Origin of the sequence: Pseudomonas sp. CFSAN084952 (assembly GCF_009648855.1) — a bacterium.
GTDB classification, from domain to species: Bacteria; Pseudomonadota; Gammaproteobacteria; order Pseudomonadales; family Pseudomonadaceae; genus Aquipseudomonas; species Aquipseudomonas paracarnis.
On sequence record NZ_CP045767.1, the window covers coordinates 2,562,421 to 2,576,559 of the forward strand.

At 59.4% G+C, this 14,139-nt stretch carries 13 protein-coding genes; 2 read left to right on the forward strand and 11 right to left on the reverse strand.

Going from position 1 to position 14,139, the window contains the following annotated elements:
- Positions 1-123: 123 nt before the first annotated feature.
- The 9 genes from GH769_RS11500 to GH769_RS11540 form a co-directional block, all read right to left on the reverse strand.
- Positions 124-1,983, reverse strand: a complete 1,860-nt coding sequence (locus tag GH769_RS11500) for a calcium-binding protein (protein ID WP_014718560.1) — start codon at positions 1,981-1,983, stop codon at positions 124-126.
- A gap of 369 nt (positions 1,984-2,352) precedes the next feature.
- Positions 2,353-2,970: a hypothetical protein gene (locus GH769_RS11505; protein WP_020302730.1), complete on the reverse strand. Its 618-nt coding sequence runs from the start codon at positions 2,968-2,970 to the stop codon at positions 2,353-2,355.
- Complete coding sequence (locus tag GH769_RS11510; protein ID WP_019817111.1) at positions 2,970-3,668, reverse strand: hypothetical protein; 699 nt, start codon at positions 3,666-3,668, stop codon at positions 2,970-2,972. Before GH769_RS11510 ends, GH769_RS11505 begins: the two co-directional genes overlap by 1 nt.
- A 56-nt stretch (positions 3,669-3,724) precedes the next feature.
- On the reverse strand, positions 3,725-4,486 hold the full coding sequence (pstB, locus tag GH769_RS11515; protein WP_019817112.1) for a phosphate ABC transporter ATP-binding protein PstB: 762 nt from the start codon (positions 4,484-4,486) through the stop codon (positions 3,725-3,727).
- Positions 4,487-4,562: 76 nt separating this feature from the next.
- Positions 4,563-5,456, reverse strand: coding sequence for a phosphate ABC transporter permease PstA (pstA, locus tag GH769_RS11520; RefSeq protein WP_014718563.1), 894 nt, complete (start codon positions 5,454-5,456; stop codon positions 4,563-4,565).
- Entirely contained in the window at positions 5,456-6,421 is a 966-nt protein-coding gene (pstC, locus tag GH769_RS11525) for a phosphate ABC transporter permease subunit PstC (RefSeq protein WP_003191517.1), read from the reverse strand. The genes pstA and pstC overlap by 1 nt, the downstream gene beginning before the upstream one ends.
- Before the next feature lie 74 nt (positions 6,422-6,495).
- Complete coding sequence (gene pstS, locus GH769_RS11530; RefSeq protein WP_020302728.1) at positions 6,496-7,527, reverse strand: phosphate ABC transporter substrate-binding protein PstS; 1,032 nt, start codon at positions 7,525-7,527, stop codon at positions 6,496-6,498.
- A gap of 444 nt (positions 7,528-7,971) precedes the next feature.
- Entirely contained in the window at positions 7,972-8,598 is a 627-nt protein-coding gene (gene ycaC, locus GH769_RS11535) for an isochorismate family cysteine hydrolase YcaC (protein ID WP_032902393.1), read from the reverse strand.
- Between the two features lie 63 nt (positions 8,599-8,661).
- A complete protein-coding gene (locus tag GH769_RS11540; RefSeq protein WP_032902445.1) occupies positions 8,662-9,351 on the reverse strand; it encodes an isochorismatase family protein in 690 nt (229 codons plus the stop codon).
- A gap of 338 nt (positions 9,352-9,689) precedes the next feature.
- On the opposite strand from GH769_RS11540, the gene GH769_RS11545 reads away from it, so the two are divergent.
- On the forward strand, positions 9,690-10,586 hold the full coding sequence (locus GH769_RS11545; RefSeq protein WP_153649763.1) for a LysR family transcriptional regulator: 897 nt from the start codon (positions 9,690-9,692) through the stop codon (positions 10,584-10,586).
- A gap of 66 nt (positions 10,587-10,652) precedes the next feature.
- On the opposite strand, the gene GH769_RS11550 is transcribed toward GH769_RS11545, so the two are convergent.
- Complete coding sequence (locus tag GH769_RS11550; RefSeq protein WP_153649764.1) at positions 10,653-11,111, reverse strand: Hsp20 family protein; 459 nt, start codon at positions 11,109-11,111, stop codon at positions 10,653-10,655.
- Positions 11,112-11,338: 227 nt separating this feature from the next.
- On the opposite strand from GH769_RS11550, the gene GH769_RS11555 reads away from it, so the two are divergent.
- Entirely contained in the window at positions 11,339-11,767 is a 429-nt protein-coding gene (locus tag GH769_RS11555) for a glycine zipper domain-containing protein (protein ID WP_014718574.1), read from the forward strand.
- 163 nt (positions 11,768-11,930) lie between these two features.
- Here GH769_RS11555 and treS read toward each other — a convergent pair whose 3' ends face one another.
- Positions 11,931-13,994, reverse strand: coding sequence for a maltose alpha-D-glucosyltransferase (gene treS, locus GH769_RS11560; RefSeq protein ID WP_032902395.1), 2,064 nt, complete (start codon positions 13,992-13,994; stop codon positions 11,931-11,933).
- Between the last annotated feature and the right edge of the window lie 145 nt (positions 13,995-14,139).

Here is a 14,139-nt window from a genome sequence, read left to right on the forward strand (position 1 = left end):
TCCGACCGCTAGGCACTGACGCTGCGTGTGGTACCGAGCCATTGCGTCAAACAGCAGGCCATAAAAAACCCCACAGCTTCGGGGAGCCTGTGAGGTTTTACCTTCCGTTTCGCAGGTGTCGCATCACACCACGCTGATCATCTCTGCACTCAACTGCGCCGCATTGAACCCCACCAAGGTGACACTGCTGTCCCCCGCCAGAATTACGCTGTCACTGCCATGCTGGGTAGTGGCACCGAGCACGGCATCGGCGCTGGCAAACAGCGACTTGGCGAACACCAGCAGGTCCTGCCCATTCTGGTGAATGTTGAAGTCGCTGATCACGTCGTGGCCAAACCCGCGTTGATCGAAAACAAACAGGTCGCTGCCCACGCCACCGCTGAGTTGGTCATTGCCCAACCCGCCGATCAGGACGTCATTGCCGCTGGCGCCATACAGCGCGTCGTTGCCCGTGCCGCCCAGCAGTGTGTCGTTGCCGTCGCCGCCGTGCAGCAGGTCGTTGCCGGCGCCACCGTCGAGCCGGTCATTGCCGTTCTGGCCGAATATCAGGTCACGCGCGGCGGTGCCTTTGAGGGTGTCGGCCAACTGGCTGCCTTCGATGGATCTGGCATACGCCTTATCGGCGCCAAACAGGCCTTCGAAGTCGAGTTTGCCACTGGTCACCGTATAGGCCGGCGTGAGGACCTCGCCAATGCCACCGAAGAGCCCGCCGAACACGGGCACCTGGCCGAGGCTATTGGCCAGGCCGGTTTCGAACTCCACATGCTCTACGCCGTGCAATTCCTTGAGGCCGTATTGGCCGCTGCTGTCGTTCAAAAACAACGTGCCATCGCTGAGTTTCACCGCTTCGTAGGAAGATGCAGTGCCTTTGAGGAAGACTTTGTCGTTGCCTTCACCGCCGGCGACAATATCGGTACCGGTACTCACGCGGAAACTGTCGTCACCCTTGAACCCGTCGAGGAAGTCATCGCTGCGCCCGTCCTGCAGCTTGTCCGAACTGTCGGTGCCCAGCAGGAAGGCCGGTGTGCCGTAATGGTTGGAGGTGGCGGTCTGTTTGTCGCTGACCCAGGTAAAGCTGCGGCTGATGGCGTCGAGATTGCTGATGATGATGGTGCTGTCGCGTTCGATGTAATCGTAGAAGGTCGATTGGGCGATACGCTGGATAGGGTTGATGAAAATGCCTTCCAGATGCGCGGCCCAGCCTGACAGGTTGGCAATTGAGAACGGACCATTGGGCCAGGTTGGCAGCGCGTAGATCGTGTCGAACAGCACGATGTTGTCAGTCGTCGAAGTGTAACTGGCGTCACTGCCTTGAAGCGCATCGATAATGGCGCTGCCCACGTTGGTCTCTTGCCCCGTGAGGCGGTGGACCACATCGTTTTCAAAACCGAAGTTGAAGATTCCGTCGCTGTTGCTGGACTTGGGCGACTCCATGCCAAAGTAGTCCGAATCCTTGAAAAAACCGTCTGCCAAAGTGTCCTTGCCGATATACATGCTGTTGGTGACAGAACCACCCTGGCTGTAGCCGGTTACCAGAACATCTTTGCCGCTCAGGTTGTGGTCGGTGGCGTAATCCTTGATTGAATTGAGCAGGTAGTCGTAGCCGTTGATATAAGAGTTATCGATCATCGCCGGCCAACCCAGCAGATCAATTGGCGAGTTGGTGCCGGCAATGGAAAAACCCATTTTGACTAATTGGCCGCTGTCATCGTATTGACCAAACACCCTGGCCTGGGAGCCGAACACGCCGTCACCGGTAAAACTTCCAGTGATGTCGATGTGGCTGCTATCCACCTGCAGTTCGCTCGCGCCGATTTCACGCCAGCCCTTGGGCAGCGCGAAGGTGTTGCCCTCGCCCAGCACAAGTCCCGGAATGTTGTAGAGCGCGCCGACGGTCGCGACACCACTGGTGTAAGTGGCAAGGGTCCAGGCATCTGAAATCAGGACGCGGGCATCTTGCCCCTTGTAATCGAATATAGCCATGTCAGTACTCCTTGAGCCCAGCGATCAACACCGAAAGTCAACGGTAATACCTGATGCGTCGGGCTAAACAATATGCATTGAAGTTGTTGTTGTGCATTCTGTTCAGGCTGCTTCGTTGCTTAATATCGAGGTTGACCATTAAGGAAGCTCGTCAACACTAGCCTAGAAGTGCCGCGTTAAAGTGACCGACTATCGGATGATAAGGGTATGTACTTAGGGAGATAGACGACAAAAGCGCCATTAGCGCTGTTTGACGAACACGAGGTGAAGTTCTGTGTTGTTCGTGACTGGCGAGTCGAAGAAAATCAAACCCTTATAGCAAGTTGTGATCTGCAATAAGTGCTCAAGAAGTTCAGGTTTCTCTGGAACTCAGGAAGAATAAACCTCAGCACCTTGGCATACAGGCTGCTTGAACCTGGGTAATTGCTGCCGGGCCAGTTGCGCCTGCACGCCCGCGACCGCTTCAAGCACTCGTTGTGCCCAGTGCTCATCCTGCGGGTCGACCACCACCACGCGAAAGCCGTGGTCGTTGCCTTCAAGGCGCACGCCCTCGGAATCATCCACGTGCAAATCAATGTCGAAGGCCGGCGGAAATTTCGAGGGAGTGTTCGACAGCCCATGCACCGTGAGGGCGTGGTTATGCCGCTCGCTATTGACTACGCCGTCGACACGAATGCCGTACAGCATCAGCCAACGCCTGATGTAGGAAGGCGCTCTTCCCGATGAGGTATAGACCCAGATACTGCAACCCTGGCGCCGCAGCTGCCGCGTCAGCGAACGAGTGCCGATACGCAGCGGCTCTCCCCACCAACGATGAGCACAAGCCGGTAGCCAGCTGCTCTCGACGTCAGCGTGGTGGAGCTGGCAAGCCAATGTGTCGTCGATATCAAAGGAGATGCGTACGCGCGGGCGCTTGGCGGCACGCGTGAGAAGCGCCTGCTGGATGGCTTGCACGGCTCGGCTGGCGAGTGTTGGATACCGGCGCATTAATGGCCTCCCTGATAAATAGGCTGTGGTGCGTCGTTCAAGAAAAACGCCTTGGGATCCGGCGCCTGTTCCTCCAGGAAGGCGGCGTACTTTTTCTTGATCTTGGGCAATTCATACAACGCCTTGACCCCATGTTTGGCCGAGTTGCGGATTACCGAGGAAGGATTGAAGTAACCCTCGGCATTTTCCAGCGTCAGCACGAACGGTGGCAACCCGGCCCGCATCAGCAGATAACTGACGATCAGCGAACCACTGCGGTTGTTGCCTTCGATGAACAACTGCGGCTTGCTGAGGATGCGCACATACACACCGGCCGCACGCTTCCACACCGATTCACTGCGATACGCGCAGTACCAATTGAACAAGTCCTTGATACCGCCTTCAACGTTGTTGAAGAAGTGCTCCTCGGTGGCGGCCAGGTGCTGCGCGTATTCCACGCGGCGCGCCGGGTCGCTACCGCAGAGCACCGTGGCGTTGATCTCCAGCATCAGGTCCAGATGATGAAGGTCAAACAGGTCAACGCCCCGTGCGACATAGTCGTCAACCAGCGCATAGCCTTCAAGCACGTTGTGCAGCACTTCGTCGGTCAAGGGGTCGCGCGGCTCGGTAAATTGCGTGCTGAGCTCGGCAAAGCGGCTCTGCACTTTGCGGAGCGCGCGTTCAATCGCTGACAAATCAAGACGATGCGTTGCAGACATTGGCAATCCTGGGCTGACGGTGGCGCACCTGTGGTTTCTATCGAACATGGAGTTACTCAGCTGAACTTGCCACTGATGTAATCCTCGGTCATCTGTTCACGCGGGCTGCCAAAAATCTGCGCGGTCGGGCCCATTTCCACCAGGTAGCCGGTACGCGTGCCCTGGGAAATATCCACCGAGAAAAACGCCGTGGTGTCCGCCACGCGAATGGCCTGCTGCATGTTGTGGGTGACCAGGGCGATGGTGTAATCCTTCTTCAGTTCCACCATCAGCTCCTCTACCCGGCGAGTCGCAATCGGGTCGAGTGCCGAGCACGGCTCATCGAGCAACAGCACTTCCGGCTCGGTGGCGATAGCGCGGGCAATACACAGCCGTTGCTGCTGGCCGCCGGAGAGCGACAGGCCGCTGACCTTGAGCTTGTCCTTGACTTCATCCCACAGCGCAGCGCCTTGCAGGGCGTGCTTGACGCGATCGCCCAAGTCGCCTTTGTAGCGGTTCAGGCGCAGGCCGAAGGCGACGTTGTCGAAGATGCTCATGGAAAACGGGTTCGGCTGCTGGAACACCATGCCGATGTAACGGCGTACCACCACCGGGTCTACACCCTTGCCATACACATCCTGCCCCAGGAAATGCACGTGGCCTTCGAAACGAAAGCCCTTCACCAGGTCGTTCATGCGGTTGAGGCTGCGCAGTACCGTACTTTTGCCGCAGCCGGACGGGCCGATGAAACCGGTGATCTTGTTTTTCTCGATCGGCACATGGCTGTCACGCACTGCCATGAAGTTGCCGTAGAAAATCCTGTCCAGCTTGCAGTCCATGACCACAGGCGATTGGGTAACAAACGGAGCGGCTATTTGCGCAGTTGAGACGTTCAAGATTCAGATGCTCCCGTTCTTAATACTTAGGCTTGCCGAAGATACGGCTCACAATATTCACGACCAGCACGATCATCACCAACACCAACGAGGCCGCCCAGGCGAGCTCCAGCTGGTTGTCGAAGGGCATGCCGGAAAAGTTGTAGATCAGCACGGCAAGGGAGGCCGTGGGGTTCATCACCGCCAGGTCGCCGTCGTGGTAGATCCAGTAGTTGCTGAACAGCGCGGTGAACAACAACGGCGCGGTTTCGCCTGCGGCACGAGCCACAGCAAGCATTACGCCGGTGAGGATCGCCGGCAGGCCGGTCGGCAAGATGATCTTCCAGATCACCTGCGAGCGGGTGCAACCCATGCCGTAGGCAGCGTCCTTCATGATCTTGGGCACCATGCGCATCGACTCTTCAGCCGTCAGCACCACGATGGGCAGCATCAGTACCGCCAGGGCTACGCCGCCTGCCGGTGCCGAGTAGGTGCCGGTGGTCATCACCACCAAGGCATAGGCAAACACGCCGGCCAGGATCGAAGGCAAGCCGGTGAGCATCTTGGCGGCAAAGCGTGCAGCGTTGGCCAATTTGCTGTCCGGCCCCAGTTCGGCCAGGAAGATCGCGGCCATGATGCCGACCGGCACCGCAATCGCGGCAGCGATACCGACCATCACAAAGGTGCCTGCCATGGCGTTGCCGAAACCGCCGCCTGTTTCGAAGCCGGTGGGCGGCAGTTCGGTGAACACCTCCAGGCTCAGGCGTGCGCCGCCACGGGTGATCAGCATGTAGAGCACGGAAATCAGCGGCACACTGGCCAGCAGCGCGCCAAACCATACCAACGTGGTCAACACCAGGCTGCGCAAGGCGCGGCCTTCGAACTTGCGCTGCAGGCTCGGTACAGCGGTGATAGGGGATGTGAGATTCGTCATCATCGGTTACCCCGTTGGGCGTAGAGCATGATCATGGAACCGATGACATTCACCAGCAGCGTGATGAACATCAAGACGAGAGCGGCGTACATCAATACCTCCACCTCGTTGGGCCCGGCTTCGGGGAAGTTCAGCGCCAACAAGGCTGCCAACGTATTGGCCGGCGCGAACAGCGACAGGGAAATGTTGTTGGCGTTGCCCACCAGCATCGCCAGCGCCATGGTTTCGCCCAGCGCACGGCCGAGGCCAAGTACCAGGGAGCCAAAAATACCGGTGGCGGCGGATGGCACCATCACCTTGAGAATCGCCTCCCAATGGGTGGTGCCCATGCCGTAGGCGGCCTGCTTGGTCTTCATCGGCACGCTGGTGAGCGCGTCCTGGGACACGGCGGCAATCGTCGGCAGAATCATGATGGCCAACACCAGCGCCGCCGGCAGCAACCCCGGCCCGCTCAAGGACGTGCCGAAAAACGGGATCCAACCCAGTTCGCTGTTCAACCAGGTGGTCAGTGGCCGAATGGCCGGGATCACCACGTAGATGCCCCACAGGCCGTACACTACGCTGGGGATGGCGGCGAGCAGTTCAACGATGGTGCGAAACACAGCGGCCAGCTTGGCCGGCAGAAAATCCTGAGTCAGGAAAATCGCCATGCTGACACCGAAAAAGCCTGCAATCAGCAGCGCGATGAAAGCGCTGTAGAGCGTGCCCCAAATGGCCGGCAAGATCCCGTACTTGCCCTGATTAACGTCCCAGACGCTGCCAAAAAGCACATCGAACCCGTGCTTTTCCATGCCCGGCAAGGCCTTGCGTCCCACCTCGAATACCAAGGCTGCGACCAACGCCAGAATCAGTACCACCCCGATTCGCGCGAGCCCACGGAAGGTGCGATCGACCAGGAAGTCTTTGGCCGAGGGAGGTTGGCAAGCAGAATCCCGGTTAACCGGTACGACGAAAGGTTTGTTCATTGGCTAATTCCGGAACAGGGGGGAAACGCCCCCGGCGCGGCAAACAGCCCACACCGAGAGCGGCCTCACGGGTGTTACTGAATGTTGGCGGAGGCTTTGCGTACCTGCTCCACCACCGATGGCGGCAGCGGGATGTACCCCATCGAGTCGGCGATTTTCTGCCCCTCGGTCAGGCTGTACTCAACCATTTCGCGCATGGCCTTGGCCTTGGCAGGGTTGCCGTTGTCCTTGCGGAAAATCATCCAGGTGTACGAGGTGATCGGGTAAGACTTGGCACCGTCCGGGTCCGGCAACCAGGCCACCAGGCTTTCCGGCATCTTCACGGCGGCCAGGGCCTCGGCGCCGCTTTCGGCGTTCGGCACTACGTACTGGCCGGCCTTGTTCTGCAACTGGGCGAAGTCAACCTTGGCCAGTTTGGCGAAGCCGTATTCGATGTAGCCAATCGCGCCTGGGGTCTGGCGTACGGTGGCAGTCACACCATCGTTCTTGGGCGACTTGATGAATTTGTCGCTAGCCGGCCAGTTGACGGTGTTGCCCTCCCCCAGTGCCGTTTTGAATTCAGGGTTGATGGTCGCCAGGTGTTTGGTGAATACCGCCGTGGTGCCGCTGGAGTCTGCGCGCACCACCACGGTGATCGGCGTGTCGCCAAGCTTCAGGTCCGGGTTGGCGGCGACGATCTGTGGGTCGTTCCACTTGGTGATCTTGCCCAGGAAGATATTGGAGTAAACATCGCGTGGCAGCTTGAGGCCCTTGGGATTGCCCGGCAGGTTATAGGCCAGCACGATTTCACCGGCGGTCATTGGCAGCAGTTGCACGCCCTCGGCGACCTTGGCGATGTCTTCGTCTTTCATGGCCGAGTCACTGGCGGCGAAGTCGACGGTTTTATTCAGGAAGTCCTGCACACCTGCGCCGCTGCCCTTGGACTGGTAATCCACGGTGACGCCAGCGGTCTTCTTGCTGAAATCCTTGAACCAGGTGAGGTAGATCGGTGCAGGGAAGCTGGCGCCAGAGCCGGTGAGGCGCACGTTTTCGGCGGCGAAGGTCATGGAGGAGGCACACAGGGATACCGTAACGGCGAGTGCTGCGGACTTCATCAAGCTTTTCATTAAAAGGAACTCGTTGTGGTGACGGGCTCCCGAACTGTGAAGCAGGGTTGTTACATTTTTATGAAAATTGAATGGCGAGAGGGTGTTTTGTCCCGCTTTGCCGCCACAGCGCTGTATTTTTAGGGCATGGGTTAGTAACAAAATACGACTACAGTGTTGTCATCCCTCTAGCGGTACTGATCTTGCGCCCGTGACGGTCGAAGCTGATCCCATTGATGCTGCGCCATCCAACTGTGGGAGCTGGCTTGCCTGCGATGACGGTCTGACAGCCAACGCCTATTTACCTGACACCCCACCGTTGGATCGCGGGTGTGTCAGGTAAATAGGTGTCGGGCGCAATGCCGCCATCGCAGGCAAGCCAGCTCCCACAGTTGGACCTAGGGGTGTCAGGGAAATAGGCGTTCTACCGCTCCCCCCACGGCTAGCGGCCGCCTTCCATCAGGCTTACTTGCCTTCAGTCAACGCGTTGTAGCTGGTGAACAGGTTGCGGTAGTCCGGAATGTGGTTGGAGAACAACGTCCCCAAGCCCTCGATGTCGTTGCGCCAGTCGCGGTGCAGCTCACAGGCCAGGCCAAACCAGGTCATCAGTTGCGCGCCGTTGGCGGACATGCGGGCCCAGGCGGACTGCTGGGTCAGTTCGTTGAAGGTGCCGGAGGCGTCGGTGACCACAAACACTTCAAAGCCTTCGGCCAGGGCCGACAGCGCCGGGAACGCCACGCACACTTCGGTCACGACGCCGGCAATGACCAATTGCTTCTTGCCGGTGGCCTTGATGGCCTTGACGAAATCTTCGTTGTCCCAGGCATTGATCTGGCCTGGGCGCGCAATGTACGGCGCATCCGGGAACAGGGCCTTGAGCTCGGGCACCAGCGGGCCGTTGGGGCCGGTTTCGAAACTGGTGGTGAGGATGGTCGGCAACTTGAAGTACTTGGCCAGGTCAGCCAGGGCCAGCACGTTGTTCTTGAATTTGTCCGGGTCGATGTCGCGGACCAATGACAGCAAGCCGGCCTGATGGTCGACCAACAGTACCGCGGCGTTGTCTTTGTCCAAACGAACGTAAGGTGTAGACATCTTCATACTCCTGATAAATAGGCAGCGCCCAACATGGGCTCGCCGCAAAAGGCCCCAGCGTATTTACTTGCGCTGTGAGTCTAGTACTTCGTGGTTGTTTGCCACTTCCTGAGCCTTGATGTAGCTCTCGATCAGAAGCTGGTAATGCGGCATGGCCTGGGTGTAGACGTTAGCCCACTCCTGGGCATCCGGGCGGTTCCAGGAGCCTTGCAGCTCCGACAGCGTGCCCATGATGTCGATCGGCACCACGCCGGCCTGGGCCAGGCGTGCGACGGTCAGGTCGGTGGCCAGCCTGGAGTGGTTGCCCGAGGCATCGACCACCGCGAACACCTTGTAGCCTTCATGCACCGCCGCAATGGACGGGAATGCCAGGCACACGCTGGTCAGGGTGCCGGCGATCACCAACGTCTTTTTGCCGGTGGCTTTGACGGCGGCATGGAACTGCGGGTTGTCCCACGCGTTGATTTCGCCACGGCGGGCTACGTACTGGGCGTGCGGCGCGGCTTCGTGGATTTGCGGAATCAACGGGCCGTTGGGACCTTGCGGCACCGAGGCGGTGGTGATGACCGGTATTTTCAGCAGGGTCGCGGCCTTGGCCAGCGCGATGGCATTGGCGCGCAATTGAGGAACATCAATGTCCTTGACGATCTGGAACAGACCACTCTGGTGGTCGATCAGCAACATGGCGGTGTCAGCGGGGTCAATCGTCGGCTTTTGCCCATTGAAGTTTGCAGCGTTACCTGATGCAGTCATTTGCATGTCCTCTTGCTTGGCGATACCTCCCTGGCGTGTGCGCCGGAACTGCGCCCGGCCGTGCCTGTACTTCCTGTACAGATACGCTTGGGCAACGACCTGGACGTGTGTCAGCAGGCCCACCCAAAAAAACAGTGGGACCACCTTAAGCATCGCGCTCAGGGTTAGGTAGTGGCTGAAACGGGCCGCTCCATCTCAAAAATGGAACAATGCAGCCGCACGGTGGCAAGCTCATTTGGACGTGCCAGTCGTTACAATGCGATCATCGGCTCCACCCCGTGGATTTCAGGCACTTGCGCCAATCATGACCGTTCACTTATTTCCAGGCAGGTGCCTTCATGGATATCAAACAACTTAAATTCCTGATCGCGCTGGAGCAGACGCGCCATTTCGGCCAGGCCGCTGCCCGCTGCAACATCACCCAGCCCACCCTGTCGATGCGCCTGCGCAACCTGGAGGAAGAACTGGGGCTGGAGCTGGTGACCCGCGGTCAACGTTTCGAAGGCTTTACTCAGGCCGGCGAACGCGTGTTGGCCTGGGCCAGGACCCTGCTCGCCGCCCATGACGGCCTGTTCGCCGAAGCCGCTGCGTGTCGCGGCCAGTTGGTCGGTAACCTGCGCCTGGGCCTGGTGCCCCTGAGCGGCTTCAATCCGATCAGCTTCATCCAGGGCTTGTCCCACAGCTTCCCGGAACTCAAGTTCAGCCTCACCTCCATGAGTTCGGACAAAATCATCGAAGCGCTGGGCACCAATCAACTGGACTTGGGCGTGTGCTACCTGGACCACGTGAGCCCCAACTACCTGGAATTTTTCGAACTGGGCGAAACCCGTGTCGGCCTGCTGTACGACACTCGCCACTTCCACTTCGAAGGCACGCAGATGAGCTGGGAAGAAGCCGCCGAACTGCCCCTGGGGATGATCAGCAATGGCATGCACTACCGAAAATCCATCGACTTGAGTTTCCGCAGTCGCGGTCTCGATCCCCAGCCGATTCTGGAAAGCGACTCCACCTATCAACTGTTCCAGGCCATCCGCGAAGGCTTCTGTTGCGCAATCATGCCGTTGGACAGCGGCCTGGAAAACCCCATCGAAAACCTGGCATTTATCCACCTGCCAGACGCCAGTGTCCTTGCGCCCCTGGGCATGGTGATGCGCAAGACCGAACCGCGCTCGGTCATCGCAGAGAAGTGTTTTGCCGAGGCCAGGCAGTTGTTTGCACCCAATACCCAGGCTTAGCCGGCCTGCGTTTGCAGCGCGCACAAAAAAGGCGCTCCGTAGAGCGCCTTTTTACCGCCGATTGTTTTACTGCAAGCTGACCTGACGCAGCTCGGGTTTGGTCTCACCACCAATCATGATGCGTTTTGGCTTGGCCTCTTCAGGCACTTCACGCAGCAGGTCGATGTTGAGCAAACCGTTGATCAGGGATGCGCCACGTACTTCGATATGGTCCGCCAAGCGGAACGACAACCGGAACGCACGTTGGGCAATGCCCTGGTGCAGGTAAGCGACCTTATCGTCGGTTTCGCGTTTTCCGCCGGAAACCGTCAATACACCCCTCTCGACCTGGATATCCAGATCCTCCTCCGTCAGGCCAGCCACGGCGATCACGATGCGGTACGCGTCGTCACCGTGCTTTTCCACGTTGTGAGGTGGATAGGAATTCGGAGCCTCGCTGCGCAGCGCCGACTCGAACAGGTCATTGAAGCGATCAAAGCCCACCGATTGACGGAACAGTGGGGCCAACGACAGGGTAGTAGCCATTTTAAAATCTCCTGAGTTTCTCCAAGTGATTTAGTACGCAACCCGGATTCGGCATCGCGTGATCCAAAATTTATGGACGCGCAAAAGGAATTCAAGAGGGCTGGAAAAAATTTTTCTTGTGCAAGGGGCGATCACCGAAGCCCAAGTGTTATGACGTGTGCTCTAATCAAAATGCCAGGCGTGCTTTACCCCGTGAGCGCCTGAGACAGCCCTTGAGGTACAAAAAAATGAAAATGACATTCCCGGCCCTGGCATTGGGCATTCTGATCTCCCAAGGGGCCCTGGCCGCTGGAGATGGTACAGCCGCGCTGGGAGGCGGTGTCGGCGGTGTGTTGGGCAACGTGGTAGGCCAGCAGCTTGGTGGCTCGACCGGTGCGGCCATCGGCGCCGGCGTGGGGGGCGCCGCCGGGAGTGCGGTGGGGGCGCAAAAGGGCAACAAGACCGAAGCGGCGATTGGCGGCGGTTTGGGCTCGGCAGGCGGTTCGCTGATTGGCAATCGCCTGGGCGGCACCACCGGCTCGACCATCGGCGCCGGCGTGGGGGGCGCAGCCGGTGGTGCGCTGGGTAATAACCTGGCCGATGACGAGAGCGGCCATCGTTCAGGCGGTGCCAAGCACAAAGGCAACAAGCATAAGCACAAGAACAAGCACCACTGATCGCGTGGCACGGCGCTGTTAGCCACCAAACACTAACCTGTGGCGAGGGAGCTTGCTCCCGTTGGGGCGCGAAGCCGCCCCGCTCTTTTGTTCAAAGAGGCTGGGACTGCTACGCAGTCCAACGGGAGCAAGCTCCCTCGCCACAGTTACCGTTTCGTCGCCTTTACATCGGCGTGCTGCTCACCACCCGCAACGCCAACCCTTCATACGCGTCCAGCGTGATCGTGAACGCACCCTCCTCTGTCAAATCGCCTTCCACCCGCTCATTGATGATATCCACCACCGGCCCCGGTGCGATGTTGGGCAGGTGCAGGGTTTCGGTGATCGGCGTGGCGCCAAAGTTCAGCGCAGTGATTTGAGTGCCCTTACCCGCCGGCAGTTCGTGGACCATGATCAGCAAGCCGGGATGCTCGACGTCCGGCACCAGGATCTGGCGGCTGGCGGCGATGTCGTAGGCGCGGCGTACGGCGAGGATTTTTTGCAGTTGGGAGGCAAAGGAGTCCGGGTCCTGCAGCTGGCTGTTCAGACTGCCATACAGGCTTTTTGAGCGCGGCATTTGCCCCGCCGACAGTTCGGCGTCGGGGTTCAGGTCTACCAGATCATAAGCGCCACGATGGATCCAGCGGGTGTCGCCATCGGCCATCAAATGCGCCACCTCTTCGGCCGCCAACGGCAGCGCGCCCACCAGGTCCCAGCCGGACAAGGCAAACACCCCAGGTTGCATGGCGTTGTACATCACCAGTAGCAAGTGGATCTGGCGAACCTGCTGTGTATCCGCCGAAGTGATCGCCTCCAGGTCACGGATACCCAGGGCTGCGGTGATGATGCTGGCGGTGGTGCAGGACACGCCGTTGGTGACGAATTTGAGGTTATACGGCGCATGTTCGCCGGTGAGGCGTTCATACATCTGCTCGCGGATATGCTCGCGCAGGATGTTGCCGGGGAAGGTCTGGCCCTGGAACAGGAAGCTGTCATGGGCGTGTAGCGTCCAGAAGTGCACCAGCTCCAGGGTCAGTTCATCATGGTTCTGTAGCGCGTGAATCAGCGAGCCGGGGTCGATGCCGAGGCTGTGCATCTGGCGCAGCATCAGACGCAGGAACTCGGTGTCGCCCATCAGCAATGCATGCTGGTAGGCCGGCCGGGTGATGAAGTCATAAGACAGGTCAGCGCCGCCGTGGGACATCGACGCGATGTCGTCCACGGTGAGGTTGAGTTCCTGAAAACTGAACCCGCCCGCCTTGCGAATGGCGCCGCCGAGTAACTGATTGCCGGTGATCGACAGCGGATGGCTTTCGGACCAGGCCGTGCCATCGAGCTTGCGCTCCACGCCGAGAAAGCCGTTGGCATCCAGGCGCAGGATTTTCGCGCCCATCACATCAATGGCGTGCAGCGCATCACCGATGATCATCTGCTGCGCAGCAAACGAAGGGTCGAGCCAGTTGAGCGACGGCTGGCCTTCCTTGAAGTAATGCAGGTACACCCAGCGCCGCGGCTTGCCATCCACGCCGAGCACCACCGGGGTGGCGCTCCAGTCGGTTTCTTTGACGCCGGGCTCGAAGAAAATCACCCGCTGCAATTGGCCGACGATGTAGTGCTTGTCACGCAGTGCGTCTACCTGGGAGGGGCTGAGGTTGTGTGCATCGCGCCCGGCGGCCACGTCGGGCAGCAACGGCCAGTCTTCCTCGCGGATTTCGACCATGTGGTACAGGCCGGGATAGTCCTCATAGGCCATTTCTGCCAGGCGAAAGTCCGCGCCCTTGCCGGTGTGCGACGGGATCACATCGTCGATGATCACCGCATTGTGCGCGGCAGCCATGCGCGTCAAGGCCTGCAATTGTGCCTCGGTGCCCAGTTGCGGATCGATGTCGAAACTGATGCGGTCGAAATTGCCGTCGATGGTCGGGGTGTGCTCGGTGCCAGACAAGCCACCGGACTTCTTCAACGGGCCGTTGTGAATGCCCTGGATGCCGATCTTGGACAGGGTATGCCACAAGGTTTCGTCCCCCAGCGCCTCAAGCACGGTGCCGCCTTCGCGGGTGACAATCGAGGCGGGGTAGGCCGTGAACCACACCGACGACAAGGCCGAAGCGTCACGCGGCCGGGTCTGTGCATAGGGCTGCTGCCACAGGCGGCCTTGCCCCGAATAAAGCTTGGCCCGCTGCCGCGCTGCGTGGAGCATGGAATGTTGCACCAGCCAGTTCACATGGTCGTTGTTCGCCGCGGTCATAAGCTCGGTACCTGTCGTGGTGAAAAGGGTCGGTGTAAGCATATGAGGGGCGTGCGCGGCATTCGTTGCATCGACTTGGCTTCATCCAAATGTGGGAGGGGGCTTGCCCCCGATGGCGGTGGATCAGATAAAAATAGCCTGACTG

Bases quoted from the DNA above. Each gene is read 5' to 3' on its own strand.
- GH769_RS11500 (WP_014718560.1), bottom strand. From the start codon at position 1,983: ATGGCTATATTCGATTACAAGGGGCAAGATGCCCGCGTCCTGATTTCA.
- GH769_RS11505 (WP_020302730.1), bottom strand. From the start codon at position 2,970: ATGCGCCGGTATCCAACACTCGCCAGCCGAGCCGTGCAAGCCATCCAG.
- GH769_RS11510 (WP_019817111.1), bottom strand. From the start codon at position 3,668: ATGTCTGCAACGCATCGTCTTGATTTGTCAGCGATTGAACGCGCGCTC.
- pstB (WP_019817112.1), bottom strand. From the start codon at position 4,486: ATGGACTGCAAGCTGGACAGGATTTTCTACGGCAACTTCATGGCAGTG.
- pstA (WP_014718563.1), bottom strand. From the start codon at position 5,456: ATGACGAATCTCACATCCCCTATCACCGCTGTACCGAGCCTGCAGCGC.
- pstC (WP_003191517.1), bottom strand. From the start codon at position 6,421: ATGAACAAACCTTTCGTCGTACCGGTTAACCGGGATTCTGCTTGCCAA.
- pstS (WP_020302728.1), bottom strand. From the start codon at position 7,527: ATGAAAAGCTTGATGAAGTCCGCAGCACTCGCCGTTACGGTATCCCTG.
- ycaC (WP_032902393.1), bottom strand. From the start codon at position 8,598: ATGTCTACACCTTACGTTCGTTTGGACAAAGACAACGCCGCGGTACTG.
- GH769_RS11540 (WP_032902445.1), bottom strand. From the start codon at position 9,351: ATGACTGCATCAGGTAACGCTGCAAACTTCAATGGGCAAAAGCCGACG.
- GH769_RS11545 (WP_153649763.1), top strand. From the start codon at position 9,690: ATGGATATCAAACAACTTAAATTCCTGATCGCGCTGGAGCAGACGCGC.
- GH769_RS11550 (WP_153649764.1), bottom strand. From the start codon at position 11,111: ATGGCTACTACCCTGTCGTTGGCCCCACTGTTCCGTCAATCGGTGGGC.
- GH769_RS11555 (WP_014718574.1), top strand. From the start codon at position 11,339: ATGAAAATGACATTCCCGGCCCTGGCATTGGGCATTCTGATCTCCCAA.
- treS (WP_032902395.1), bottom strand. From the start codon at position 13,994: ATGACCGCGGCGAACAACGACCATGTGAACTGGCTGGTGCAACATTCC.